Origin of the sequence: Enterococcus sp. DIV0236, from assembly GCF_050558525.1 — a bacterium.
Taxonomy (GTDB): domain Bacteria; phylum Bacillota; class Bacilli; order Lactobacillales; family Enterococcaceae; genus Enterococcus; species Enterococcus faecalis.
In genome coordinates, this window is record NZ_CP187891.1 from 2,120,699 (window position 1) to 2,147,090 (window position 26,392).

Sequence of the window (26,392 nt, forward strand, 5' to 3'; positions counted from 1 at the left end):
CGCCTACTTTCCAACTAGTTTAAAATAAAGCCATATAAAATGGTTGCAACAATCGTCATTATCCCACCGACACACATTTCATAAGGAATCACTCGAATTCTTTCTTTAATCGTCATATTCATACTTTGTGCCGTAATATGGAAATAATTGCCTTGAGGAACACTATCAATCACAGTTGCCCCAGTATGCACCATGACTGCTGCTGAAAGTGAAGATGTGCCCATATCTAAAATCGCTGGTCCAAAAGAACCTGTCGCTAAAATAACCGCTGTGGATGTTGAACCAACTGCTAAGCCCATTAAAATACCAGAAATCGGTGCCAAGAAGGTTCCAGAAATTCCCATAACAGAAATTAAGTGGACAATTTGTGTTGATAAATCAGAAACAGAAATTAATCCAGCAATTGCACCCGCACCAATTAAAATTAAAACGGTATCGGTTACTCTCTTCAAGCCAGAAGACGCATAAAAGGCCAGTTGTTTTGTTTGCCCAATCGCAATTGTCCCAACAACTGAGGCGAACGGCAAAATATACAGAGCATCAATATTCAAACTTTTGATGAAAGAAATATTTAAAACGGCGCCAATCGGATTAAGTAATAATAAGACAATCGCTAACACTGGCGCAATTAACGCCTTTTTCAAAGGTAATAATTCTTTTGTTTGTTCCTCTACAAGATCCGTTTCTTTGACCATTGATCCTTTGCTTCTCATGATATTTGCAAGAACGACAGCTGTAATTAAGCCAAATACGGCTGGAATAAAACCAGCAATCATAACGTCACTTAAAGGTAAATTAAAGCCGTTCGCCGCTGCAATAGTATTTGGATTAGGCGAAATAATATTGCCCGCTTTGCCGCCACCTGATAAGGCAATCAATAATGATAACTTACTGATACCCGTACTTTTCCCAACGGATAGAGCAATCGGGGCAACAATCAACACTGCAACAGGAATGAATACGCCCACAGCTGTAATTACCATTGTAGATAATGCCAAAGATAAAATAGCTTTTTTCTCGCCAAGCTTTTGTACAATGGCGTTGGCAATTGATTCTGCCGCACCAGATTCCATCATCACACCCGCCAACATGCCGGCTGCTAAGACACGGATTGCGGTTCCCATAATACTTTGTGTTCCGTTTAATAGAACAGCGACTGTATCTGACAGGGAAGCGCCTCCAATAAGACAACCAACAATTGCACCAAAAAACAAGGAATACACAGGATTAAATTTTTTCAAAATTAATACTATCGCTACAACTAATCCTAAAATTGCAGCAACCCAAGATATTGTAATATCTGGCATTCAAAATCAGCTCCTTAAATTGTTTACGCTTTCATTCTATCAAAGTCCTTTCTTTTTAAAATTGTAAATTTAACAGGATTTATTGTTCAAATGCACAAAAAAACCGTTCTTAAAGAACAGTTTTTTGAAATCTTTTTCTATCTTTCTCAATAATGACCACCAAGCCAACGAACAAAAGAACACTCACAATTAACAATACTGCCGTTTTATTATATCCATGAAATAGCGCTTCGCCTCCACATGCGTAAAGTATTGAGGAAGGAATTACACCAATGAATATCGCGGCTATTAAATTTTTTAATGGCAACTGCATAGTATCTGCAGCAAAATTAATCACAGAAGAAGGAATAATTGGAATCATGTAGCCCACCATAATCCCAATTTTTGGATGCTTCATCCGTCGAATGGACTGGACCCAATGATTGGTCTCCGTTTTTTTATCTAAAAATTTTATATGATGCATCAAAAAGATTGCAATTAAATTTCCCAAACTATTCCCTAAAACGTTAATGAGTGTGCCGCTGAAGGGACCAAAACTCAATCCTGCAATCACACCAATTACCGAGGTTGGAATCCCTGGTACTGCACACATGATCGCGGTCAAAAAAACTAACAACAGCGCTGCTGAAAAACCATGTGAACGAATTCGCTCTAATAATTGTGTCTTACTGGCTTTAGGATTCAAAAATAATTGAATATCTGTTTGATATTCTAGATACAAACGGTAACCTACCAGTAGGATTAAAATAAGCCCGCTACTGATTAGTAGTATTCGGATTGTTTTCCTTTTCATTTTCTTTGCTCCTTTTATGCTTTATACAAAGTGTAGCACAGGTTTCTTCGTGCCTCAATTAGAAGCTTGTATGAATAAAAGCCGCCCCTAAAAGTTAGACTAAAAATCTAACTTTTAGGGGCGATTCGAAAGTTATGAAGGTACTTTTTTTATTTCCGATACATCTTAAACTCCAAGAACAGATCGTTATAAATTCCTAAGTATTCTTGACCTAAATCTTGGTAAACTTCTAAATGTTTGATGGTTTCATCATCTGGATAAAATTGTTTATCTTCGGCAACTTCTTTTGGTAATAGTTTTTTAGCTTCTTTATTTGGTGTGGAATAACCAATATATTCTGCGTTTTGTGCTGCATTTTCTGGTCGTAACATAAAGTTCATAAATGCATAGGCGCCGTCTTTATTTTTGGCTGTCTTAGGCATCACAATGTTATCAAACCAGAGATTAGAGCCTTCACTGGGAATCACATAATGTAGATGTTCATTGTTTTCTAGCATTTCAGCAGCTTCACCAGAGAAAGTTACAGCAACTGCACTTTCTTCATTAGCCATGTACATTTTGATTTCATCGGCAACAATTGCTTTGACATTGTTCGTTAATCGGTTTAACTTATCGGTAGCCTGACGTAATTGTTGGTCGTTTTTACTGTTTAACGAATAGCCTAAACTATTCAAAGATAATCCTAACACTTCGCGAGCGCCATCAATCAGCATGACATTATTTTTTAATTCCGGGCGCCATAAATCATCCCAATGTTGGATCTGACGGCCGTCAATAAATTTATCATTATAAATAATCCCCAACGTGCCCCAGAAGTATGGAACGGAAAACTTATTTTTGGGATCGAAGGATTGATCTAAAAAGCGTGCATCAATGTTTTCTAAGCCTTTTAATTTGCTGTGATCAAGTGGTAAAAGCATCTTCGCTTTCATCATTTTTTGAATCATATATTCAGAAGGAATGGCAATATCATAGGCTGTACCACCTTGCTGAATTTTTGTATACATAGCTTCATTAGAATCAAAGGTTTCGTAATTGACTTTATAACCTGTTTCTCTTTCAAATTTCTTAATCAAGGCCGGATCTATATAGTCCCCCCAATTGTAAATGGTCAAGGTATCTGCTCCTGCCATGCCACTTGCTTTCTCCAATTGGCGCACGCCAAAAAACAAGATGACAATAATAGCGATAATTCCAATAAAAAGTGACTGTAATTTTTTCATTTTAACTTGGCCACCTCACTTTGTTCCCGACGCATTTTCTTTAAACGTTTTGGCGTATTGTCTTTACTGATAAAGTAATAACCGACAACTAGAATCATTGAGAATAGGAATACTAACGCACTTAAGGCATTGATTTCTAAACTAATTCCCTGACGTGCTCGTGAATAAATTTCAACAGATAATGTTGAAAAACCATTGCCTGTCACAAAGAATGTTACGGCAAAATCGTCCAACGAATAAGTAAAGGCCATAAAGTAGCCAGCAATAATTCCTGGCGCTAAAAAAGGCAAAATAATATTTTTAATCACTTGAACATTATTGGCCCCTAAATCCCGTGCCGCATCTACCATAGAATCGTTCATCTCTTGTAGTTTTGGTAAAACCATTAAAACAACAATTGGAATACTAAAGGCAATATGCGACAATAATACACTTGTAAAACCTAAACTGATAAACCCTACTGCCGTGAAGAAAATTAAGAAACTGGCTCCAATAATAACATCTGGTGAAACGAGTAAAATGTTATTAAAGCTAAGCAACGTGTTCCGGTTTTTACGACGTTTTGTATAATAAATCCCCATCGCACCAAATGTTCCAATGATGGTTGCTATTAAAGCCGATAAGAAAGCTAGCAAAAACGTATTCAGAACAATGGTTAACAAGCGTGTGTCTTCGAAAACGTTCCGATAATTATCTAACGTAAAACCAGTAAACTGATTCATCGTTTGCGTGTCGTTAAACGAATAAAAAATCAAATAAAAGATTGGTGCGTACAGTAGCGCAAAGACAACGAATAAATACACATAAGACCATTTAAACTTTTTCTTTTGCATTATTTGCCACGCCCTTTCTTCTTCTCACCCGTCAGCAACATCACAATAAACATGGCAACAATTAAAATCACACCAATTGTTGAACCCATGCCCCAGTTTTGCGTTACTAAGAAGTGTTCCTCAATCGCCGTTCCCAACGTAATCACCCGATTGCCGCCAATTAAACGCGTTAACATAAAGAGCGAGAGCGAAGGAATAAAGACAGCTTGAACGCCACTTTTCACACCGTTTAGGGAGAGAGGAAAAATGACACGGCGGAATGTTTCCGCACTGCTAGCTCCTAAGTCCCGACTAGCACTAATCAATGAAGGATTCATCTCTTCTAAGGCATTAAAAATCGGCATAATCATAAATGGAATTTCAATATACGTTGCGACAAATAAAAAACTGAAATCTGTAAACAGAATCTGGTGCGTACCCAAACCCATAAAACTCATAAACTGATTGATACTCCCATGAATACTGAAAATCCCAATAAAGGCATAAGCTTTTAATAATAAATTCACCCACGTTGGTAAAATAACAAGCATTAACCACAACTGTTTATGCTTGAGCTTTGTCAAAAAATAAGCCGTAGGATAACTTACCAATAACGTAAAAATGGTAATCAGAAAAGCATACCAAACCGAATTAATGGTCATACTTAAATACGTTCCTGATGTAAAATACGTTTGGTAATTCGCCAAAGTAAACTGGCCATTCATATCGAAAAATGATTGATAAATAATCATTAGCACTGGCGCAATGACGAATAAAAGTAACCACATTACATAGGGAATCGAATAAATTCGACGCATTGTTTTCATTTTATTTTCCCCTTTCGTTTACTCGTCGTAACTTTCTAAACGGGCATCAAAGTCTTCTTCTGATTCATTGAAGCGCATCACGTGAATATCTTCTGGCTCAAAAGAGAGACCTACTTGAGCACCTTCTTTGGCTTTTCGAGTGGAATGCACCATCCATTCGTTTCCTTGTTCATCAAAACAAATAATTTCATAATGAACGCCGCGGAATAACTGTGTATCCACCGTTACGGTTAGCTTGCCTTTTTCAAGCGTGGTAATCGTTAAGTCTTCTGGACGTAAAACGACTTCTACAGGTTCATTTTTCCGCATGCCGCCATCGACACATTCAAACTTTTTTCCCACAAATGAAACTAAATTATCTTCCAGCATCACGCCATCCACAATATTACTTTCCCCTACAAAGTCAGCAACAAAGTGATTAATCGGTTCATCATAAATATCGACTGGTGTGCCACTTTGCACGATATGACCTTTATTCATGACAAAAATTTCATCGCTCATCGCTAATGCTTCTTCTTGATCATGGGTCACAAAAATAAAAGTAATTCCTAAACGTTGTTGTAAATCACGTAGTTCATATTGCATCGCTGTGCGTAATTTCAAATCTAAAGCGGATAACGGCTCATCTAAAAGCAATACTTTTGGCTCATTGACAATCGCTCGTGCAATTGCGACCCGCTGACGTTGGCCCCCAGACATTTCACTAATTTCACGTGTTTCGTAGCCGGGTAATTGAACCAAACGTAATGCCTCTTTCACTTTTTTTTCAATTTCTGCTTTGGATAGTTTTTTGATTTTTAAACCAAACGCAACATTATCAAAAACATTCATGTGAGGAAACAAAGCATAATCCTGAAACACGGTATTGACTTGGCGTTTATTGGCAGGTACATCATTTATTCTTTTACCATCAAAATAAACATCGCCAGAAGTCACGTCATTGAATCCCGCAATAATACGCAAAATCGTTGTTTTGCCACATCCTGAAGGTCCTAATAACGTATAAAATTTTCCTTCTTCAATTTCAAAGCTGACATTTTTTAATACTGGTTCATCGTCAAATTGTTTGACAACATTTTCAAATGAAATCACATGGTTTCTCACTGGATAAACTCCTCCATTTCGTCCTTTATAAATACGATTCTGTCGCCACAATTAACGCACGACTTTTTCCTCGACCATTGTTGCTAATTTGGTGAGGTTCTGTTGCTTGGTAATACATGGTTTGACCTTTTTTAGCAATATACGTGGCTTCCCCTAATGTCAAACGAATGGAGCCATCAATCACATAAATAAATGTTTCTGATAGAGAAGGTTCAAACGTTTTGTATTCGCCATTTTTATCAAAAGTAATAATGACAGGTTCCATTTCTTTTTCATTTGAGGCTGGAATTAACCATTTTAGTTCATAGCCATGTTCTTCATCATAATAGAGGGTACTTTCTTCTTCATTGTAGACAATTTTCTGTTCAAGCGGTTGCTGACTAAAAAACTGCTCTGGCGTCACGCCTAGTACTTCTAAAATTGAGAAAAATGTTTCCATTGATGGTGAGCTTAAATCCCGCTCCAATTGGGAAATATAGCCTTTGGATAAATCCGTTCTTTCGCCTAATTCTTCTTGTGTTAAATTTTTCTGAATGCGTAAATTTCTCAACTTCTCACCAATTTCCATGGCACACCTCGTTTCTATTTTCAGCTAATCTTTTCAACAAAAGTTTTGTAATACTAAACTTACAGTTTAGTTTTACCTTTTTTAGTATACGAACTTTTTGAAAAATTTCAACCATTTTTCTTTATTTTTCTAGTCTAATTGTCACACAATCTTTCTTTTCTGTATAACTTACTGTTTATAAGAAGAAAAATGATACGAAAAAATCAGAATATGATAAAATAAGACGAGTTGCTTTTTTACATAATTGGAAGGAGAGTTTTTATATGAATTCATTTCAAGCATTTACGTTAAGAGAACAAGATACATCTGTTATTGGTCAACTAGAAACCATTACTTTAGACGATTTATCAGAAGGCACTGTAGTAATCAAAGCAGCCTACTCCTCAGTTAACTTTAAAGACTCTTTAGCTTCAAAAAAAGACGGCGGTGTGATTCGCAATTATCCAATGATTCCAGGAATTGATGTCAGTGGCACTGTTGTCACATCGGAAGATCCTCGTTTCAAAGAAGGCGATAAAGTGATCGTAACAGGCTATCAATTAGGGGTTAGTCATACTGGTGGTTATTCTGAATATGTGCGTGTTCCTGGCGATTGGGTAGTTCCACTTCCTGAAAAAATGAGTCTCAAAGAAGCAATGATTTTCGGAACTGCTGGCTTTACGGCCGGATTATCTGTCACAGCTTTAGAAGACGATGGCTTACGCGACGACAAAGAAGCCCCCATTATTGTAACTGGTGCGACAGGCGGTGTTGCGACATTGTCTATTGCGATGTTGCATCAATTAGGCTACACTTCAATCACTGCATTAACTAGAAAGCCAGATTCTTTTGAGCTTTTAAAAGAGTTAGGTGTTAGTGAATGCTTATTAGTAGAAGATTTCTTAGCAACTCCTGTTAAAGCATTAATGAAACAGCGTTTTGCTTTTGCAATTGATACCACTGGTGGGGAAATTACTTCTGCTGTTTTACCACAACTTCGTTATGATGGCCGTTCAGCCATTTGTGGCCGCGCTGCTGGAATTACATTAGAGACAACCGTTTTACCCTTTATTTTACGGGGCGTTCATTTATTGGGCATTGATTCGGTTAATGTTGGTATGGACAAACGAAAAATAGTTTGGCAACGTCTTGCCACTGATTTAGACATCACTGAAAAAGCTGTGTATCAAGAGATTACTTTAGAAGAACTTCCCCCTGTTTTTGAAGCATTACAAGCAGGCCAACATATTGGACGGACCATTGTCCGAATTTCTTAAGGAGGCGTTTTGATTATGGATGTTTTAGTTACTGCTGGTGGAACGTCAGAACCGATTGATAATGTTCGTTCGATTACCAATCATTCTTCTGGCGGACTAGGAAAAGCAATTGCTGAAAGTTTTTTAGCTGCTGGACACACCGTAACCTACGTAACAACCAAACATGCATTACGTCCAACCCAACAATTGGACTTATCAATTAAAGAAATAGAAACAACGGTTGAATTAGCTACTACGTTAGAACAACTCTTTGCTGAAAAGCAATTTGATGCGATTGTTCACGCAATGGCAGTCAGTGATTTTACGACGGAAACCGCGCAAACGGAAGAACAATTTATTGATTCTTTTGCTCAACAATTAAGCGAACAAACATTGCCAAAGACCAAAGAAGCCTTGGTAACTATCGTTCAAAACACATTGAATCAGATTGCTGATATTCCTCAAACAGCAACAAAAATTTCATCTGATACGGACCGATTATTAATTTTTCTAAAGAAAAATCCTAAAGTCATCCAAATGATTCGTGACAAGCAACCCCAAACTGTTTTAGTGGGCTTTAAATTACTTGTCGACGTTTCACAAGAAGAACTTGTCCAGGTTGCACAAGCCGCTTTGGTTAAAAATCGGTGTGACTTTGTCTTAGCCAATGACTTGATGAACGTTCATGAAACAGAACACGAAGGATTATTAATTAACGAAACGGGCATTGTCCAAGAAGCTTGTTCAAAACAAGGGATTGGTTCAATGATCGTTAAAAATGTTGAAAAGAAATGGAGAGAACAACAATGAAAACTATTTTATTAGGCGTCTCTGGCAGCATTTCTGCATATAAAGCAGCAGATATTACAAGTCAACTAGCTAAGCTTGGCTACAATGTGGAAATTTTAATGACTAAAAGCAGCACAGCGTTCATCACTCCGCTGACGTTACAATCACTTTCTAAGAATCCAGTGCATACGGATGTCATGATGGAAATTGATCCCAGTAAAATTAATCACATTGAGTTAGCTAAAAAAGCGGATTTATTTTTAGTAGCACCTGCTTCGGCCAATACAATTGGGAAATTAGCCCATGGGATTGCCGACGACTTATTATCAACAGTTGCTTTGGCACTTTATCCTGAAACACCAAAAATTATTGCGCCCGCGATGAATACGTATATGTACCAAAACCCCATTGTCCAACGAAATATTGGCATTTTAAAAGAAGTCGGCTATCAAGAAATAATCCCACGTGAAGCTCTATTAGCTTGTGGCGATTATGGTCGTGGCGCACTTGCCACTGTTGAAGATATCCTTCAAACAGTGATGAAAATTTTAGCATCTGATAACAAGGAGTAATTTATGAATAACACGAAAAAATTTACGTTAACAGCAATGTTCTTAGCTATCTTACTTTTACTGGCTTTAACCCCGCTAGGATTTATCACATTAGGTCCTTTAAATTCGACCACGATGCATATTCCTGTAATTATTGGTTCCATTGTTTTAGGGCCAAAAATCGGTAGTATGTTGGGCGGCACATTTGGGATCATTAGCTTAATTAAAAATACGACAGCACCAACACCTTTGTCGTTTGTTTTTTCTCCATTTATTCCTGTGATTGGTACCGATCACGGTAGTTGGAAGGCTCTTTTAATTGTGCTCATTCCGCGGATTTTAATTGGGGTCGTTCCTTATTTCGCTTACAAATGGCTAAATAAATTAACGAAGGAAAAAGCGCAACCTGTCTCCTTATTTGTGGCTGGTGTTTTAGGCTCAGCAACGAATACCATTTTAGTCATGAACATGATTTATTTTCTTTTTAATTCAGCTTATGCTGAAATTATTGGTAAAGCTGGAACTGCTGTTTACCTAGCTATTATTGCGACGATTTTCAGTTCTGGTGTGCCAGAAGCTCTTGTTGCTGGTGTAGCTGCTTCAGCAATTGCTAGCGTTTTGCTTCGCTTAATGAAACGGAATGCAACGCAAAAACTATAGAAAAAAACACAGGGACTAAAAATCAAGTTTGATTTTTAGTCCCTGTGTTTTTTATTTATTTTTTTTGTTTTCGTAATTTATAGGCATATTCACTGGCTTTAAATAATAATTTATTAACCGGTAAATCGAATTCCCCAATAAATTCATTAATCGTTGGGTTGAAGTTCGCTTTAAACTTAATTAAGCCATCATTTAAACTACCTTCTAAGCCGCCCATATTACAGCTTTCGCAGCCACGGTTAAAACATTCTTGAATGGCATCTCGCCAAGTCACATATGTTGGCATGTAGCGTTTATAACGATCATCTAAGCCAGCATAAAGGATTTCACTTGTTGGACCAAATGTCACAGCCAAGGCGCCAGCAACCGTGACGATTTCACCAGCTTCTGCGATATTTTCTTCTAATTCTTTTAGTTCCCGAGTCAAGGAAGCATCTAATTCTTCTAAATTATGGCGCTTTTTCACTTGATTTTCTTTCAAATTACTCAAGTCTTTTTGATTTTTGTCATAGCGTTGTCGCGTGCTATCTAAGCGTTCCTTTAAATTGACTTGCGCCAGCATAATAAAGGAGTCTTCTGGGTAAATGTTCAACAGCTTCTTAAAGTAATCACTATTCCGCAAAGAAATATGTTGGCGTTCCATGGTTGATTGAATGACTTTTTCAAATTCATCAACAAAGTCAACATGCCCTTGCTGCACAACGACCCCTTTTTTTTCAGCTGTTTTAATCATTTTCTTGGTACTTTTTGACAATTGTTCCTCACTAAAATCTTCACGATAAATATTCGCTTGGAAGCGGGGCTGGATGGTGGCCCCCATATCCATTGTCAGTCCTTGATATTTGGCCCCTGCTTTTTTCAAGGTCTCAATAATAGCTGTCGCTTCAGCATGCGGTTGATGTTCTTCTCCCAAATGAAAATCTTGATAGTGAACCGCTGGATCCATTTTTATAAATAAAGCTCGTTTTTTCTTGCCAAATTTTTTCAATTCAGCCATAAAGTAGCTGACCAAACGTTCATTTGTATAGTCCATTACTGGACCTCTTGGTGTATATAACATCGTAAAACCGGCTGGTAATGGTTTGATTAAAACTAAACTTGATGCGACTAATGTATCCTTTTCATAAACCCCAACAATTTCAGAACCCCAGTTATCCTTGACTTTTGCCCATGAAGATGACTGTAGTAAATTACATAATGGGTGATTTTTAACAAATGTATCGTGTACTTCTGCCGGAATACCGATTTTAAATGTGTACATGTTCAAACTCCTCTGCTGTGACTTTCCAATAGTCCGTTTATCTTACACTATCATAGTGTATTCCAACAGACTAGTAAAGTTTTACATGAAAATTTTTAGAAAAAATGTAGATCTTATTCTTTATGTAAAAAAGACGAGGTAGAAACAGTTCATTCTATCACTTAGTTCACTAATAGCAACGACACTTTTCTTCACTGCCATTCAAAGGATGAATCATTTCTATCCACATCTTTTCAATTAAATACGTGTTTCAAATTTTAATGACTTGTTGATAAAATACATGATTGGTGCTGAAATCGTCATAATAATCGCTTCACTTAATGCTAACCAACCATAAGTTGTCCAAAATGCTTGACCGCCACTTGGTACTAGCATAAAGGCAATAAAAAACATACTTACAGTAAAAAATAGACTATTTAGACACATTCTAACAGGAATACTTGGTACCTTTTTTTGTAAAAAAGCTGTTAAGCTCAACGCAAATAATGTTTGCGCTCCACCAAACAGAGCATCCATTACACCGAAACCAAAAAATAAGTTAAAAAAGATAACGCCGCCTAAAACACCCCACATCAATTTGCGATTGAAAACGACTAGGTGATTCAAACTTTCTGAAATTCTAAATTGAATCATACCAGAAGAAACTGGCCGAACCAATAAAGAGAGGACAATATATAAGCCCATAATGATACCATTGGCTAAGACTGTTCTTAGCTTTCGATTGGCTTGAAACGAATTTTGCATACTTTTTCCTTCTTTCTCCGAGTTTTTTTACAAGGGATGGTTGATGAACCTTGGTTACAATTGCAACAGTTCACATTCTAATATGGAACGTCAAAATAGTCAATGAAAGCCCTGTTTTACTTTGCACTTATTTGCAGTTTTCACCTCTCATGCATTGTTTCGTGCCTTTTTCTAGTCATTTTTTACTTTTTTAAGCAATCTTTATTCGCAGAAGTTCCTCCCTCTGGTATAATGGACAATAGCGATTCAAAGGAGGAGCTCAATGAACATTCACTACTATCTTATTATCAACGAGCAGGCAAGTAGCGGCAATGGCCGAAAAGTCGCTAGAAAAGTGATTCAACAACTTAAGCAACAAGAACTTAAATATACGGCTCTTTACACTGATTACGCTGGACATGAAAAAGAATTGACGAAGGAACTTGCAGAAACAACTTTACTTCCTTGGTCTGAAGACTTAGACGTTTCAACTTTTCCAATCCTAGTCGTGCTAGGCGGCGATGGCACACTACATAATGTCATTAATTCATTACTTCCATATGATTCAGCTATTCCTTTAAGCTATATTCCATGCGGCTCTGGAAATGATTTTGCACGAGGGGTGGGATTATCAAGAAATATTGATAAAGCATTGCATCAAATCCTGCGCACCAGACGACCAAAAGAAATTCAAACAATTCATTATGTAGAAGCCAACCAAGAAGAAATCGGCTTAGCCACCAATAATGTTGGCTTAGGGTTAGATGCGGCAATCGTGGAAAAAACCAACGAATCGTCATCAAAAAAAGCCTTAAATAAATTTAAGCTTGGCTCGCTTTCCTATATTTCTTCAATCATTCATGTCTTTTTTAAACAAAAAGGCTTTCCAATTTTAGTTGAAATGAATGGTAAACAATACACATTTAATCGTGCTTTCCTATGTACGGTCACAAATCATCCTTATTTTGGCGGGGGTGTATCAATTATGCCGACGGCCAATCCTCGCAAAGCAGTCGTGGATTTAGTTGTCGTGGAACGAATCAATATTTTTAAAATTTTGTGGCTTATTTTCCTATTGCTTCGTCAAAAACAAGGGAAATCTAAGCATTTTCATCATTTTCAATCAAGTAAAATTCGAATTGTTTCGACGATTCCACAAACCATTCACGCAGATGGCGAGATTTTAGGCAAACGAAGTATTGATATGGTTTATACCACACAAAAACGTTTGTTTTGGTTTTAACTAAGTCCCTTAAGGTTGAAAAAGAGTGCCATAAGTCAAAACGACTTATGGCACTCTTTCCTTTTCTCACAGAAATTGATAAGGCGTCGTATCCTTCATTCCAATCATTGGATCAATAGCATTTGTTTGAATAATTTCGACTGTTAGTCGTGGTTCTTTTGGTAATGGTTCTTCGACAACTTTTGTCGCTTTATTTGCTGTTTCTGGGGTTGACTCTTCCCCTTCATCAGCAAATAGTGAAACTTCTTGTACCGTTGTGTCAACTAATTGCTCGTCTGTTTCTTTGATCTGATCGGCTTTCGTTGATTGCTGTTCAGTTTCATAAGAGACAGCTTTTGTTTCCTTTTCAGTAAATGGATGGTCTGCCGTTAAACCTTCTTCATAGGCTTCTAACTGAGTTCTAGTCGTTAAGGTCATTTGTTCTGCGTTCACGATTCGTTCTTTTAGCATCGTCATGCGACTAGCCGATTCGTTTTTGACACATGTTTCAAAAGCAGAAACCTCACCTAATAGAATTAATAATTCTTTACTACGTGTCACTGCTGTATACAACAAATTTCGTTGCAGCATTCGGCTATACTGATGAACCATTGGCAGTAACACCATGCGGAATTCACTACCTTGCGCTTTATGAATCGAACAACAATACGATAGCGTAATTTTATTCCATTCATTTCTTTTATACGTTACTTCATTATTATCAAACTGTAAAACCAACTCGTCCACTTTGTCCTCTGAGTCTTTGGCTAAAGTAATTCCGACGATTTCTCCCATATCTCCATTGAACACATTTAATTCTGGCGTATTGACTAGTTGCAAAACTTTGTCCCCAATCCGATAGACGGTGTCATTCCATTTGACTTCTTTTTTCTTACCATCATTTGGATTGAAGATTTCTTGCATCATCTTATTCAAGGCATCAATGCCAGCTGCGCCACGATACATTGGCGCTAAAACTTGGATATCTTGTGGCGTAAACCCTTTTGCTTTTGCCTTTGTGACGATTTGTCGAATGTATTCTTCAATATGACCAATATCACTTGCAAAGAACGAGCGATCCTTTTGATTTTTTTGAAAATCAGCAGGCAACTTTCCTTCTTTAATTTCATGGGCAAGAGGAATAATACTTGAACCGTCTCCTTGACGATAAATTTCGTTTAGCTCACATTTGGGAATTTCGTTAATTTGCAATAAGTCATGTAAGACTTGACCTGGACCGACAGACGGTAGCTGATCCTTATCACCAACAAAAATCACTTGCATGTTTGTCGGAATAGCTTTTAATAACGTATTGGCTAACCAAGTATCCACCATGGACATTTCATCTACAATTAGCAAACCACCTTCTAATTCTTTGGCGGTTAAACTCGGATTTTTTTCACGACCTGTCAAGCCTAACAAACGGTGGATGGTACTTGCAGGTAAACCTGTCGTTTCGTTCATACGTTTCGCTGCTCGCCCAGTTGGCGCCGCTAGCAAGATTGGAAACATCTCCTGCGTATAGTCTTTGAGATCTAATGAAAGACCATTTAGTTCCGCAAACAACGAGACAATCCCATTAATAACAGTTGTTTTCCCTGTTCCGGGCCCTCCAGTTAAAATAAATAACGGCGATTTAATCGCTTCTTCAATCGCTGCTTGTTGCGAGTCGCCATACTGAATATTTAAACGTTTCTCAATCATTCGGATATTTTTTTGGACTTCTTCTTCCTCATAATGAATTTCTTTTTTACGAGAAAGTAAACGCTGAATCGAAGTACCAATGCCCCATTCAGAAAAATAGAGACTGTTCTCAAAAAGTTTAGTCTCTTCTTGTTGGATTTTTCCATGTTCGACTAACGTAATGATTTCATTGGCTACTTGATCAGGTGAGATTTCCACTGGGCGACTTGCTTCCAAGGTCCGAATCGCTTCTTCTAACAAAACATCTGCTTGAACATACGTATTGCCTGAGCGAATGGAGTGCTCAAACACTTCATGTAAAATCGCCGCTCGAATTCGAACAGCAGAATCCGCCTGAATGCCGATTTGTTCAGCAATATTGTCCGCTCGTTTAAATCCGACTCCCTCAATATCTTCAACTAACTGATAAGGATTTTCTTGAATCACAGAAAGGGTTTCTTCTTGATAGGTTTGATAAATTGAAAAAGCTAACTGACTACCGAAGCCGTATCGATTTAGTCCCACAATCACTTGCTCCATCCCGTGATTCAAGCGAATTGTTTCGACGATTACTTGACGTTTTTTTTCATTTAAAACAGTAACTTCTTCCAAAACACTCGGATCATCAATAATTCGGTCAATCGCACTTTCCCCTAATACTTCAACAATTTTTTCAGCAGTTCGTTTACCAATGCCAGGAAATTTGTCACTTGATAAATAGTTAACCACCCCACTAGCCGAAGTCGGTCTTTCTTGCTGATAACTATCCACCTGAAACTGTCTGCCATAACGAGGATGGTCCACAAAATGACCAAAGAAACGATAGGGTTCCTCTTCTTGAACTTGGCCAAAACTTCCAGTTACTACAATTTCTTTTTCTAAATAATCTGTATTTGTATCGGTCACATTTACAAGAACGACTTTATAAAAATTACTGGGATTTTCAAAAAAGATTGCTTGTACAGTCCCAACAATAAAGGCTTTTTCTTCGTCCTCACCAAAAAGTGTTACCACTACAAGCCCTCCTTTCTGTTGTGCGCTTATTGTGCTTTTTCTTTAGCTAAAAAAGACGTATCATTCCATAACGTTAAGTCGTACGGCATGTTCCTTGATGCCTCTTTGGTTTCAAGGATTGAAAGGCTATTGTTTAACAGCCCGCCCATTGTCCGTAATTCTGATAATGGTTTACCAGCCATCGCTTGGATTGCCGCCGTCAGCGCTGCTCCGTGTCCGACAAATAGAACTGGACCTTCGTGTTGCTTCGCCGCTTCAGCAACTGTATCTGAAATCCGTTGAATCGCTTGCTCGATTGGTTCACCATCAAAAATTGTTGGATCATACAAATCTAAACGATGCCGTAAATGATCTAATTCTTCTCCATAAAAATTACGCATTTCTTCAATATATTGTCCTTCTAGACGACCTAAACCTAATTCTTTTAAGGTATCTGTATAAACAATTTCAACTGGATGATTCAATTCTTGTTGAATTCCCCGCGCAGTATTTTTGGCACGTAATAGCGGACTAGAATAAATTTTTTCAAACGGAATATCTTGTAAATATTGGCCTAATTGTTTAATTTCGTCATAACTAGTTGGTAATAACGGCGAATCTCCTGTCATTCCTTGAAATCGTTTCTGTTGATTCCATTCAGTTTTTCCATGTCGTGTAAAATATAATTTCATGTAACTTCTCCAAACTTCTTTATCTCTTCATATGTCTTTCTAGTTTATCACTTCCCTGCGAAAATATCCATGGAAGTTTCTAGTAATCCAAGCAAAATAAGCCTAGAACAAAAATCTAAATTGTTTTTTGTTCTAGGCTCGGAAATTGGGCAACAGTAAAAATAAAACCACTTTCTCCTGACATTTTTGAAAAAAAGCGCTACTGTCTTAACTTTTTTTAATCTAATTTATCATTTTCATAATGATGCGTCAGTTCTAAGTTCGGAAAATTTTGCTGACGTAAGGCTTCATAAACAATTAGTGCAGCAGTGTTAGAAAGATTCAGTGAGCGCACATGTTCATCATTCATAGGAATTCGGATACACTTTTCTTCGTTTTCTCGCATAAACGTTTCTGGTAAGCCCGTTGTTTCTTTTCCAAAAAGGAAATAATGGTCCTCGCCATCATTATAATTGACCTCGCTGTATGTTTGGTGAGCAAATTTGGTTACTAAATGCAAGTGTTTGCCTGCCACATGGGCTAAAAAGGCAGCCAAATCTTTATGATACGTAATATTTACATCATTCCAATAATCTAATCCGGCACGTTTTAAGTGTTTATCATCTGTTGAAAATCCTAAAGGTTCAATTAAATGCAACGGTGTATTCGTCGCTGCACATGTCCGTGCAATATTTCCAGTATTTGCTGGAATTTGTGGTTCAAATAAAACAATATGGTTCGTCAACTATCTTCAGCTCCTCAAATATCAATCGTGTTCATTTTAGCATAAATTCAAAATAAATAGCGCCCACAATACTTATTTTCAAAAAAAAACCGCATGACGCGATGATGTCAGGCGGCAGCTATTCTAACCAATAAAAAAAACGTACCGTCTCGGTGTCTAGCACGGCGAGTCGTTACGTTAGTGAAGGTCTCTTCACTAACTTTTATCAGAACAGGACCCTGATAAAAACCAATGAAAAAACAACTTGTAAGTAATATAACACCAATGTCACTTTATTGCAAGACTTTTTTAGGATTTTCTTCACAAAAAAGTCTATCTTTTACGACCTACTAACAAGCGGACGTCAATCGTGACTTTTTCCAATGGTCGCTGTTGTAGCTCGGCTTTAACTTCTTGAGAAACTTGCCACTCTAATGGCGACATTTCTAATAAATCCAACCGTCTTTCCTCGGAAATGTCAAAGCAATAAGTTATTCGTTCATCTACTTCCACAGCTAATTCCTCGGCAAAACGTTGGACTACTTTTTGATTGGAATAACTTTGTTTCTTTTCGTCATTGGGATAAAAAGCCGCTCGTAATTCCTTTAAGTAATTCTCTTCAGGAATAATTTTAATCACAGTCCCGTCAGCTTTTAGTACTCGCCGAAATTCTTGATAATGTGAAGGAGAAAAAATATTCAAAATCGTATCAAGCCCTTCATTCGCAAATGGCAAATTCGTTAAATCCGCCACACACCAAAACGCATCAATTGGCTGATTACTTGCTAAATAGATTCCTTCCTTTGATAAATCAAACCCGATTTTCAGTCCAGATAAGCCTGCTTGACTTAACTCAGCTAGAAAACTCCCTTCACCACAACCAACATCGACTACTGTTTTATTTTGAGGAAGATAGTGCATAATTTTGTTTAAAACAGGCGCGTACATGCCACTTTGAATCATTTTTCCTCGAGAAGTAAACATTTTTTTATTATATTCTGTCTGAACGCTATGATTTAGAAAGTATAGCGTGCCTTTCTTGGATAAATCAAATTGATGCCTCTGTTGACAAATCAGACCAACCCCTTCTAAATGCATTGGTTCATGACAAGTTGGACAGCGAAAAACGGCTGCTTCTTTTTTTAATAATTGTTGTGCTCGTTCAATTTTCTTTAACATTTAAAACTCCTTACGTTCATCAAATGAACATTTTCTCTTATAAAAAGTTGCACTCTTTTTTTCAGGGCTATGGTAGTAAGCAGAATTATGGTACAATGCCTGTGAAGAAAAAGCAAGGAGCGATAAGAAATGATTAAAGAATTCTGTGCCGAAAATTTCACTAAGATTCCCCAAGCCATTCAAAAAGGTGCGAATCGCATCGAATTATGCGATAACTTAGCCGTGGGTGGAACGACGCCAAGTACTGGTGTTATTGAAGAAGTCTTAGCATACGCTGGCGAACATTCTGTACCAGTGATGACAATCATTCGTCCTCGTGGCGGCAATTTTGTCTATAATGATATTGAATTAAAAATTATGCATACCGATTTAATCGAAGCAAAGAAATTAGGAACCGACGGCATTGTTATTGGCTGTTTAACTGAGGACGGTTGGTTAGATGAAGAAGCTTTGGACTTATTCATTGAAACGGCTGAAGGCTTGCAAATCACTTTCCATATGGCTTTTGATGCCTTGTCGAAAGAAAATCAATTTAAGGCGATCGACTGGTTAGCTGAGCGTGGTGTGACGCGTATTTTAACTCATGGCGGGCCAGCTGGTACCCCTATCGAAGACAACTTTGATCATTTAAAAGAATTAATTGTCTACGCAGATCAACGGATTCTTATTTTACCAGGTGGCGGTATTTCCACAGAAAACGTTCAAACTGTGATGGACACTTTAAAAGTCACAGAAGTCCATGGCACAAAAATTGTTTAATTTCTTGTATCTAAAAAAGTGAGGTAGCCGTCGTATTAACGGCTATCTCACTTTTTTGATTTAAAGCAAACCAACGAATCCTTTTACCTCAGTCTCATGATAAATAAGTGCAATTTTTTAAACAAAATAACGCATAAACATGCTGGCAATATTGAAATAAATTAATACACTGGTTAAATCACTTAAGGTAGTAATAAACGGGCCACTGGCAACTGCGGGATCAAACCCTAATTTATCCATTAACATTGGGATTAAACTCCCTGCTAAATTCGCCACAGTAATTGCACAGAGCATTGCCATCCCAATCACAAATCCAAGCGGAAGATTATGTTGCCACACGCCAACCACAATCATAATGGTTAAACCTGTCACAGCCCCCGTCACTAGTCCCGTGAGCACTTCACTTAAGATTAAGCGACCAAAATTACTATCCTTTTCATCTTTCATAGCCAAACGGCGTACCGCGACCGCCAATGATTGTGTTCCGGCATTGCCGGCTGTTCCGGTAATTAAAGAAATAAAAACGGCTAAAATACTCGCTTCGCTAACTAACGACTCATAATTACTGATTAACGAGGCCGTAGACATCCCTAAAAACAGCAGCGTAATTAACCAAGGTAATCGTTTAGAAGCGGCTTTTAAGGGGTTCTCACTAACTTCCTCAACGTCGACCCCGGCTAAACCAGAGTAGTCGCTAGCGGCTTCATCATCGATAACATCAATAATATCATCAACTGTTACAATCCCCAACAAATGATCATCATAATCTGTAACTGGCACAGCTAAGAAGTCATAGTCACGAATTGTTTGCGCGACATCTTCTTGGTCATCGCCAACATGAACTGAAATAACCCGTTCATTCAAAATATCAGCAATCAAGGTATCATCATCATTAACAATTAAATCCCGCAACGAAATAACGCCGACTAAATGATTTTCTTGGTCGACTACGTAAACGTAATAGATTGTTTCCGCCATGTCCGCTTGATTCTTTAAGACGTACATCGCAGAACGCACTGTTTGATTCGCCACAATCGAAACAAATTCGGTGGTCATAATCGCCCCAGCAGTTTCATCTTCGTAATGAAGTAACTCTTTAATTTCGCCTGCTTCTTCACTACTTAACAAACTAAGATATTTCGCCTTTTGACTCTTATCTAACATATTTAGTAAATCCACCGCATTATCGGTATACATCTCAGCTAACATATCGGCTGCATAACTTGGGCGCATTTCAGCTAAATAATCTTTCATATTCTCATTATCTTCTTCGATAACATCAAACATATCCGCTAGTTCTTTCGGAGATAGGTAATTGTATAAATGTTGTCGGTCTTTTTCATCTAACGATTGGTAAAATTGTCCTTGTTCATAAATGTGTAACGCTAAAAATAGCTCACGAAATTCGTTCATTTGTTGATTTTTTAGCGTTTCTAAAAGAAGGGCAAATTGCTCTTCCATTTCTTGGCCTTCATTCATCTTACACTTTCCCCTCCTGCCTCTTTATTATTATAACGTATCATCTACACTTTTCATATCCTCCGCTAGTGGGGAAATCAGATGAACCGTTTCTTTGGTAAAAGGATGAGTAAAAATTAGTTCCATGCAATGCAACGCTTGCCGCTCAATTCCTTGATCCATCTTTCCATGATACATCTCATCCCCTAACAATGAACAGCCAATTGCTTCAAAATGTACCCGAATTTGATGTGTTCGTCCTGTATGGAGCTGAATGCGCACAGCTGCTGCTTGGGCTCCTCTTTTTGCGAGCCAATATTCTGTACTAGCAAATTGACCTGTTTCGATAACTTGGCGTTTTAATAAAGAGGACAAGTCGCGCCCAATTGGCTTTTCAATCAATTGATGCTCGTTTAACTGCTCAATCGCTCCACCAACAAGGGCATAATAAATTTTTGTCACCTTTTTTTCTCGTAATTCTTGGTCAATTAAAGCATGAGCAAAGCCGTGTTTCGCAAATAACATCAGCCCAGAAGTATCTCGATCTAAACGAGTCACGACATGAATAACTTGATTCACGTAATTTTGACGCTTGTAATAGCCCTTAACACGATTCGCCATCGTTCCTGAAGGATGATACTGAGCAGGTATCGAGGCAATGCCAGCAGGCTTATTAACTACTAAAAAATGATCATCTTCAAACACAATTTCAATCGGTTCATCATCTGTTAATAATGTCTCATGTTCCGCTTCATCTGGAATCGTCATTTTAACGACATCGCCAGTTTGTAAAGGATAGATGGCATTTTGAACGGTCCCATTCACTTGAATTTTACCACCCTGAAATTTCACCTTTGCTAATAACCCTTTTGAAACACCTTGTTCCTTAAAAAAATATTTCACTTGTTGTGTTGTTTCTTTGTCATATGTCCATTGAAATTCCATCGTTTAATTAATCCTCACCAATAAAGGCATCTTTCACTCGATGCCAAAAATGCATGTGCCGATAAGAGGCAAAATGAATCCGTTCGTCTGCAATTCGATAGCAGACAGAAGCGATATTTTCTTGATAAATATCTAATTGGTCCACCGTGACAAAATAATCATCACTTTCCTGTAATTTAATCTCCAGCCACTCCGTATGTGCGATTACAATCGGTGACCCCAATGTTCGAAAGACACGATTGTTTAAGGAGGCGATTTCGGTTAACTGAAACGCATTAATGCTAGGATGCAAAACAGCCCCACCAATACTTTTATTATACGCAGTCGAGCCGGTTGGGGTCGAAATCGACAACCCATCACCACGAAATCGTTCAAACAGTTCGTCTTTAATAAACACATCGCCCACCATCGTCCGGTTTCCTCGTTTAATTGTCGATTCATTTAATGCTAAAAAATGTTTATCTGGTTTCCCATTTCTAAACCGAATCCGCACATCTAATAATGGATAACTCGTACTTTTTTCACGATGAATACACAAACTCTCAACTAGTTCTTTTAATTCATAATCACGCCAATCTGTATAGAAACCCAAGTGTCCGGTATGTACACCTAAGAAACTTACTTCGTTTAACAGATGATTAAATCGATGAAAAGCGGAAAGAAGCGTACCATCTCCGCCGACTGAAATCACAAGTTCAGGTTGACGATTGTCTATTTGAATTTGATTTTGCTCTAATAGTGTTGTCAGTTGTTTTGTGACTTGTTTCGATTTTTCTTCCGAGTTATGAACAATCGCCACTTTCATAAACAGACTCCTTTACTGATTTTCTGGTGTTTCGTTTTTAATTTGCTTATAGTATTCGTTTTCTAGCAATCCACGGCCATGAGAGAAGTAATGTTGTGCTTCTTGAATTTCTTCACGAATAGATGACATTTCTTCATCTAATAAATAGGCTGCCTCTGCCGCTCGCTGAAGGCGTTCTTTCATTTCTTCAGGAAAGACACCTTGATATTTATAATTCAAAGAATGTTCAATCGTTGCCCAAAAATTCATGGAGAGTGTCCGAATTTGGATTTCGGCCAAAATAATCTTTTCCCCGGTGACTAATTGCACAGGATATTCCACCACCACATGGTACGAACGATAGCCACTTTCTTTTTTATTTTCAATGTAGTCCCGTTCTTCCACAATTTTTAAGTCTTTACGATTTCTTAAAAGTGCGACTACCTGGTAAATGTCTTCCACAAATTGGCACATAATCCGCAAACCGGCAATGTCTTGCATTTCTTCTTCAATCCGATTTAAAGGAATATGCCGAATAGCCGTCTTTGTCAAAATACTATCTACTGGTTTCACACGTCCTGTAACGAATTCAATTGGTATGTGTTTATCTTGCTCCCGAAATTGTTTACGAATACCTCGTAGTTTTACTTTTAATTCGCTGACCGCCTGTTCATATGGCGCTAAAAACAGCTCCCACTCTCGTTCCATGGTAGATCCCTCAATTTCCTTGAATTTCATTCACTGATTATTTTACCACAGTCCTCCCTAAAATAGGGTGTTATTCGCTATTTGATTTCCAAACGCCTTTCATTAGAAAAATTTTTCACAGAGAAGACCACTTTTCTTGACGGAAACCTATATAATATGTGAAAATTGGAGTGATTTAAGAAAGAGAGAGAACCCCATGAGTGAGCACTTAGAAATTGAATTTAAAACATTAGTTAGTCCGCAAGATTTCAAACGATTAATCGACCATTTTGCTATTCAAAAAACGGACTTTTTTACGCAAACAAATCATTATTTTGATACGGACGATTTTCAATTAAAAGCACAACGAATGGGCTTAAGAATTCGCGTATTAGCAGATCGTGGTGAGTTAACCTTAAAAGTTCCTGTGCCAGAAGGATTATTAGAAATCAATGACCCTTTATCGCTTGAGACGGCGAACCACTTTATCAAAAGGAATCACCTCCCTACTGAGGGGGCTGTGGCGAAGAAATTACAAGAATTAGGTATTGAAATCGCCTCGATCCATTTAATTGGTTCATTAAAAACAGCACGTGCAGAAAAACAAATTCCTCAAGGACTACTTGCGTTAGACGAAAGTTGGTATAACCAACAGCACGATTTTGAATTAGAGTTAGAAGTTACTGAAGCTGAAAGCGGCAAGCAAGCGTTTCAAACATTAATGGCTGATTTGAACATTCCCATTACGCTTGCACCTAACAAGATTCAACGCATGATGCGGACCACTGCCCCTTAGTATTCGAAGCACTGACGTTCTGGCACCTGTATTTGAAAAAGCATGGCATTGGAGGAAGTATGAATGGTTGAAATTTATTTGTTCGTCAATCCTTTAGGCGGCGTCTGTTTAGAAATTGAAAAAGAAATTATACAATTGTCTGTTAACGACAAGAAGAAAATACAATTGCGCTTTATTCCTTTATTAAACATGAAAACGATCAATGAATTTTTAAGTCGTCAACATATTCCGATTAATGACATTAAACGACGGAATCGAATTTTTGAAGATTTATACTCAGCCGCTCTTGACTATAAAGCAGCACAGTTACAAGGCCGAAAAAAAGGCCGACAATTGTTGATTGGCTTACAAAAAGCAGTAGCTGAAGACGGTCTAGCTTACTCTCCTGAGTTATCAGAAGAACTACTTCTAGCGGCCGGCGGGGATATTGATATGTATCGTAAAGACCGACAATCCGATTTTGTCAAAGAATCTTTCCAAACCGACCAAAAAGTTGCTCGAGAAATGGGGATTAAACAACATCCTACCGCAGTCGTTTACAACTATACTTGCGAGAACGATTTCGGCATTTTAGTCGAAAATTTTGAAAACATGGATGAAATTAAACAACTTTGTCGTGTCCATCCACATAACGAACCGTTGCTGGACCAAGGTGACGCAACCTTTGAATTTAAACGTCGCTCCAATTATCATTTTCCAAATGGACATTTACATTTATTATAAAAAAGATGCTGCGAGAAAAGCGGTTAACTGATTATCTTAAGAGTTAAAAAGTGGGCTATAAGTCATTTCGACTTATAGCCCACTTTTTTTTGTCTATAATTTTTCAACCAAAGCTTCTAATTCCGTTAAACGTTCTTCAAAAACTTTCATTGCATCTTCGATATACGCGGCTTGTGTCATATCCACGCCCGCTTTTTTCATCACTTCAATTGGGAAGTCACTACTTCCTGCTTTCAAGTAGTTAAGGTACTTCTCTAAAGCTCCTTCTTCTCCAGCTAAAATATGTTTAGACAATGCCGAAGCGGCTGAGAAGCCAGTTGCATATTGATAAACATAGTAATTGTAATAAAAATGTGGAATTCTCGCCCATTCGTAACTGATTTCTTCGTCTCTAACTACTTCTGGTCCATAATATTTAGCATTGAGCTCGCCATAATACTCACTCAAATATTCACTTGTTAATGGCGTGCCTTTAGCATCTTCCGTGTGAATAAAATGTTCAAATTCCGCAAATTGGGTTTGACGGAAAATGGTTCCCTTAAAGCCGTCTAAATAGTGATTTAAGACATACGCACGTACTTTAGGATCTGTTTCTGTTTGTAATAAATATTCTGTTAAAATATTTTCATTTGTGGTTGAAGCAATCTCAGCTAAGAAAATTGAATAGTCGCCATAAACATACGGCTGATTATTTCTTGTATAGTAACTATGAACACTATGGCCCATCTCATGGACTAATGTAAATAGTTGATCCAAACTATCATGCCAATTCATTAAAATGTATGGGGCTGTGTCATAAGCTCCTGAAGAATATGCGCCACTTCGTTTTCCTTGATTTTCAATCACATCAATCCAGCGACTTGAAAAAGCTTCTTTAACAATAGATAAATAGTCTTCACCTAGTGGTTTTAAAGCCTCAATTGCTTTTTCTTTTGCTTCTTCATAGCTGTAACGAATTGGTGCTTCACCTAGCAAAGGCGCATACAAGTCGTACATGTGTAATTCTTCTACGTTTAATAATTTTTTTCTTAATTTTACATAACGATGTAGCAAAGGTAAATGTTTATTTACTACAGCTACTAATGTTTCGTGAACACTTTCAGGGATATGATTACTTGCTAAAGATGCTGCCCGAGCAGAATCATAATTTCTAATTTTTGCTTTATAATTATGCGTTTTAACATGTGCACCTAAAGTTGAGGCTAAGGTATTTCTAAATTGTTTGTACACTTTGTACAACCCTTTAAATGCTGCTTCACGAACAGATGGATCGACACTTTCCATTAACTGACCATAAACGCCATGAGAAAGTTGAATCGTTTCGCCTTCAGCATTTTGCACAGTTGGAAATTCTAAGTCTGCATTATTTAAAATTGAAAATGTATTACTTGAGGCACCAAAAATTTCACTAGCCCCCGCCAGTAAAGCTTCTTGTTCCATCGATAAAACATGGGGACGTTCATCTAAAATATTTTGAATATAGTGACGATAAACAGCTAATTTGGGCTGCTCTTCAAAATATCCCCAGATTTGTTCATCACTTAATGTTAAAACCTCTGGGTCAAACCAAGAAACAGCTTCACTAACTTGTGCATATAAAGAACTAGCTCTGGCATATAAAGCTTGGTAAGCTGTATTTGTAGTGTCTTGATCATTTTTTAAATGAGAATAGACATATAATGTTTCCACTTTTCGATAGACATCTAAAACGTATTCTAACGCAGCTAGAAAAGCTTCTGCACCATTCCCTAAGGTTCCTTTAAATGATTCTGCTTGATTTAGCTCTTCTGTCAACTGATTATACGCAACATCAAAAGCAGCATCATCTTTAAAAATTTTGGTTAAATCCCAAGTTAATGGAGTTGGAACTTCATCACGTGTTGGTAATTGTTTAATTTCGCTCATAGTTTACTCT

At 37.6% G+C, this 26,392-nt stretch carries 26 protein-coding genes; 8 read left to right on the forward strand and 18 right to left on the reverse strand.

All coding sequences use genetic code 11. From position 1 onward, the window contains the following. Window positions 1-14: 14 nt before the first annotated feature. The 7 genes from IGK27_RS10145 to IGK27_RS10175 form a co-directional block, all read right to left on the reverse strand. Complete coding sequence (locus IGK27_RS10145) at window positions 15-1,307, reverse strand: GntP family permease (RefSeq protein ID WP_033626566.1); 1,293 nt, start codon at window positions 1,305-1,307, stop codon at window positions 15-17. A gap of 109 nt (window positions 1,308-1,416) precedes the next feature. Further along, entirely contained in the window at window positions 1,417-2,100 is a 684-nt protein-coding gene (locus IGK27_RS10150) for a TVP38/TMEM64 family protein (RefSeq protein ID WP_010823099.1), read from the reverse strand. 149 nt (window positions 2,101-2,249) lie between these two features. After that, window positions 2,250-3,323 (reverse strand): ABC transporter substrate-binding protein, encoded by a 1,074-nt coding sequence (locus tag IGK27_RS10155; protein WP_002394111.1) that lies wholly within the window; start codon window positions 3,321-3,323, stop codon window positions 2,250-2,252. After that, the gene (locus IGK27_RS10160; protein WP_002356512.1) at window positions 3,320-4,156 is read right to left on the reverse strand and encodes an ABC transporter permease; all 837 of its coding nucleotides are present in this window, start codon (window positions 4,154-4,156) and stop codon (window positions 3,320-3,322) included. Before IGK27_RS10160 ends, IGK27_RS10155 begins: the two co-directional genes overlap by 4 nt. Further along, complete coding sequence (locus IGK27_RS10165) at window positions 4,156-4,962, reverse strand: ABC transporter permease (protein ID WP_002356510.1); 807 nt, start codon at window positions 4,960-4,962, stop codon at window positions 4,156-4,158. Before IGK27_RS10165 ends, IGK27_RS10160 begins: the two co-directional genes overlap by 1 nt. Window positions 4,963-4,980: 18 nt before the next feature. Then, a complete protein-coding gene (locus IGK27_RS10170) occupies window positions 4,981-6,066 on the reverse strand; it encodes an ABC transporter ATP-binding protein (protein ID WP_002356508.1) in 1,086 nt (361 codons plus the stop codon). Between the two features lie 25 nt (window positions 6,067-6,091). Continuing rightward, window positions 6,092-6,634, reverse strand: coding sequence for a helix-turn-helix domain-containing protein (locus IGK27_RS10175; RefSeq protein ID WP_002356507.1), 543 nt, complete (start codon window positions 6,632-6,634; stop codon window positions 6,092-6,094). A 263-nt stretch (window positions 6,635-6,897) separates the two neighbouring features. Here IGK27_RS10175 and IGK27_RS10180 point away from each other — a divergent pair, with 263 nt between their 5' ends. From IGK27_RS10180 to IGK27_RS10195, 4 genes are read left to right on the forward strand one after another with little or no spacing between them, the layout of a single operon-like run. Then, on the forward strand, window positions 6,898-7,890 hold the full coding sequence (locus IGK27_RS10180) for a YhdH/YhfP family quinone oxidoreductase (protein ID WP_002356506.1): 993 nt from the start codon (window positions 6,898-6,900) through the stop codon (window positions 7,888-7,890). 15 nt (window positions 7,891-7,905) lie between these two features. Beyond that, complete coding sequence (gene coaB, locus IGK27_RS10185; protein WP_002359575.1) at window positions 7,906-8,679, forward strand: phosphopantothenate--cysteine ligase; 774 nt, start codon at window positions 7,906-7,908, stop codon at window positions 8,677-8,679. After that, entirely contained in the window at window positions 8,676-9,230 is a 555-nt protein-coding gene (coaC, locus tag IGK27_RS10190; RefSeq protein WP_002359573.1) for a phosphopantothenoylcysteine decarboxylase, read from the forward strand. Before coaB ends, coaC begins: the two co-directional genes overlap by 4 nt. A gap of 3 nt (window positions 9,231-9,233) precedes the next feature. Next, window positions 9,234-9,869: an ECF transporter S component gene (locus tag IGK27_RS10195; RefSeq protein WP_002356501.1), complete on the forward strand. Its 636-nt coding sequence runs from the start codon at window positions 9,234-9,236 to the stop codon at window positions 9,867-9,869. Window positions 9,870-9,924: 55 nt separating this feature from the next. Here the strand turns inward: IGK27_RS10195 and IGK27_RS10200 are convergent, their stop codons facing one another. Further along, window positions 9,925-11,130 carry an aminoacyltransferase gene (locus IGK27_RS10200; protein WP_002385715.1) on the reverse strand — a complete coding sequence of 402 codons (1,206 nt, stop codon included), beginning with the start codon at window positions 11,128-11,130 and terminating at the stop codon, window positions 9,925-9,927. Between the two features lie 237 nt (window positions 11,131-11,367). Continuing rightward, window positions 11,368-11,874 carry a QueT transporter family protein gene (locus IGK27_RS10205; RefSeq protein WP_002356499.1) on the reverse strand — a complete coding sequence of 169 codons (507 nt, stop codon included), beginning with the start codon at window positions 11,872-11,874 and terminating at the stop codon, window positions 11,368-11,370. A 262-nt stretch (window positions 11,875-12,136) separates the two neighbouring features. Here IGK27_RS10205 and IGK27_RS10210 point away from each other — a divergent pair, with 262 nt between their 5' ends. Beyond that, complete coding sequence (locus IGK27_RS10210; protein WP_002356498.1) at window positions 12,137-13,096, forward strand: diacylglycerol/lipid kinase family protein; 960 nt, start codon at window positions 12,137-12,139, stop codon at window positions 13,094-13,096. A 66-nt stretch (window positions 13,097-13,162) separates the two neighbouring features. On the opposite strand, the gene recD2 is transcribed toward IGK27_RS10210, so the two are convergent. The 4 genes from recD2 to IGK27_RS10230 all read right to left on the reverse strand — a co-directional run bounded on the left by recD2 (window position 13,163) and on the right by IGK27_RS10230 (window position 18,325). Further along, window positions 13,163-15,772: an SF1B family DNA helicase RecD2 gene (gene recD2, locus IGK27_RS10215; RefSeq protein WP_002394113.1), complete on the reverse strand. Its 2,610-nt coding sequence runs from the start codon at window positions 15,770-15,772 to the stop codon at window positions 13,163-13,165. Window positions 15,773-15,798: 26 nt separating this feature from the next. Beyond that, window positions 15,799-16,443 (reverse strand): histidine phosphatase family protein, encoded by a 645-nt coding sequence (locus IGK27_RS10220; RefSeq protein WP_002394115.1) that lies wholly within the window; start codon window positions 16,441-16,443, stop codon window positions 15,799-15,801. A 217-nt stretch (window positions 16,444-16,660) separates the two neighbouring features. Next, window positions 16,661-17,167: a tRNA (uridine(34)/cytosine(34)/5-carboxymethylaminomethyluridine(34)-2'-O)-methyltransferase TrmL gene (gene trmL, locus IGK27_RS10225; protein WP_002356493.1), complete on the reverse strand. Its 507-nt coding sequence runs from the start codon at window positions 17,165-17,167 to the stop codon at window positions 16,661-16,663. A gap of 312 nt (window positions 17,168-17,479) precedes the next feature. Next, window positions 17,480-18,325: a methyltransferase domain-containing protein gene (locus IGK27_RS10230; RefSeq protein WP_002356491.1), complete on the reverse strand. Its 846-nt coding sequence runs from the start codon at window positions 18,323-18,325 to the stop codon at window positions 17,480-17,482. A 129-nt stretch (window positions 18,326-18,454) separates the two neighbouring features. On the opposite strand from IGK27_RS10230, the gene cutC reads away from it, so the two are divergent. After that, complete coding sequence (gene cutC, locus IGK27_RS10235) at window positions 18,455-19,084, forward strand: copper homeostasis protein CutC (protein WP_002356490.1); 630 nt, start codon at window positions 18,455-18,457, stop codon at window positions 19,082-19,084. 117 nt (window positions 19,085-19,201) lie between these two features. Here cutC and mgtE read toward each other — a convergent pair whose 3' ends face one another. Genes mgtE through IGK27_RS10255 form a run of 4 tightly spaced genes read right to left on the reverse strand, consistent with a single transcriptional unit; the run spans window position 19,202 to window position 22,979 of the window. Beyond that, window positions 19,202-20,563: a magnesium transporter gene (gene mgtE, locus IGK27_RS10240; RefSeq protein ID WP_002362548.1), complete on the reverse strand. Its 1,362-nt coding sequence runs from the start codon at window positions 20,561-20,563 to the stop codon at window positions 19,202-19,204. Between the two features lie 30 nt (window positions 20,564-20,593). Further along, window positions 20,594-21,487 (reverse strand): RluA family pseudouridine synthase, encoded by an 894-nt coding sequence (locus IGK27_RS10245; protein WP_430596414.1) that lies wholly within the window; start codon window positions 21,485-21,487, stop codon window positions 20,594-20,596. A gap of 7 nt (window positions 21,488-21,494) precedes the next feature. Then, window positions 21,495-22,292, reverse strand: coding sequence for an NAD kinase (locus tag IGK27_RS10250; protein ID WP_033626565.1), 798 nt, complete (start codon window positions 22,290-22,292; stop codon window positions 21,495-21,497). 12 nt (window positions 22,293-22,304) lie between these two features. Continuing rightward, a complete protein-coding gene (locus IGK27_RS10255; RefSeq protein WP_002356484.1) occupies window positions 22,305-22,979 on the reverse strand; it encodes a GTP pyrophosphokinase in 675 nt (224 codons plus the stop codon). A 196-nt stretch (window positions 22,980-23,175) separates the two neighbouring features. Here IGK27_RS10255 and IGK27_RS10260 point away from each other — a divergent pair, with 196 nt between their 5' ends. Further along, on the forward strand, window positions 23,176-23,754 hold the full coding sequence (locus IGK27_RS10260) for a CYTH domain-containing protein (RefSeq protein WP_002380670.1): 579 nt from the start codon (window positions 23,176-23,178) through the stop codon (window positions 23,752-23,754). A gap of 63 nt (window positions 23,755-23,817) precedes the next feature. Beyond that, window positions 23,818-24,477: a ClpXP adapter SpxH family protein gene (locus tag IGK27_RS10265; RefSeq protein ID WP_002356482.1), complete on the forward strand. Its 660-nt coding sequence runs from the start codon at window positions 23,818-23,820 to the stop codon at window positions 24,475-24,477. 93 nt (window positions 24,478-24,570) lie between these two features. On the opposite strand, the gene pepF is transcribed toward IGK27_RS10265, so the two are convergent. Beyond that, window positions 24,571-26,382, reverse strand: a complete 1,812-nt coding sequence (gene pepF, locus IGK27_RS10270; protein ID WP_002380671.1) for an oligoendopeptidase F — start codon at window positions 26,380-26,382, stop codon at window positions 24,571-24,573. Window positions 26,383-26,392 lie beyond the last annotated feature (10 nt).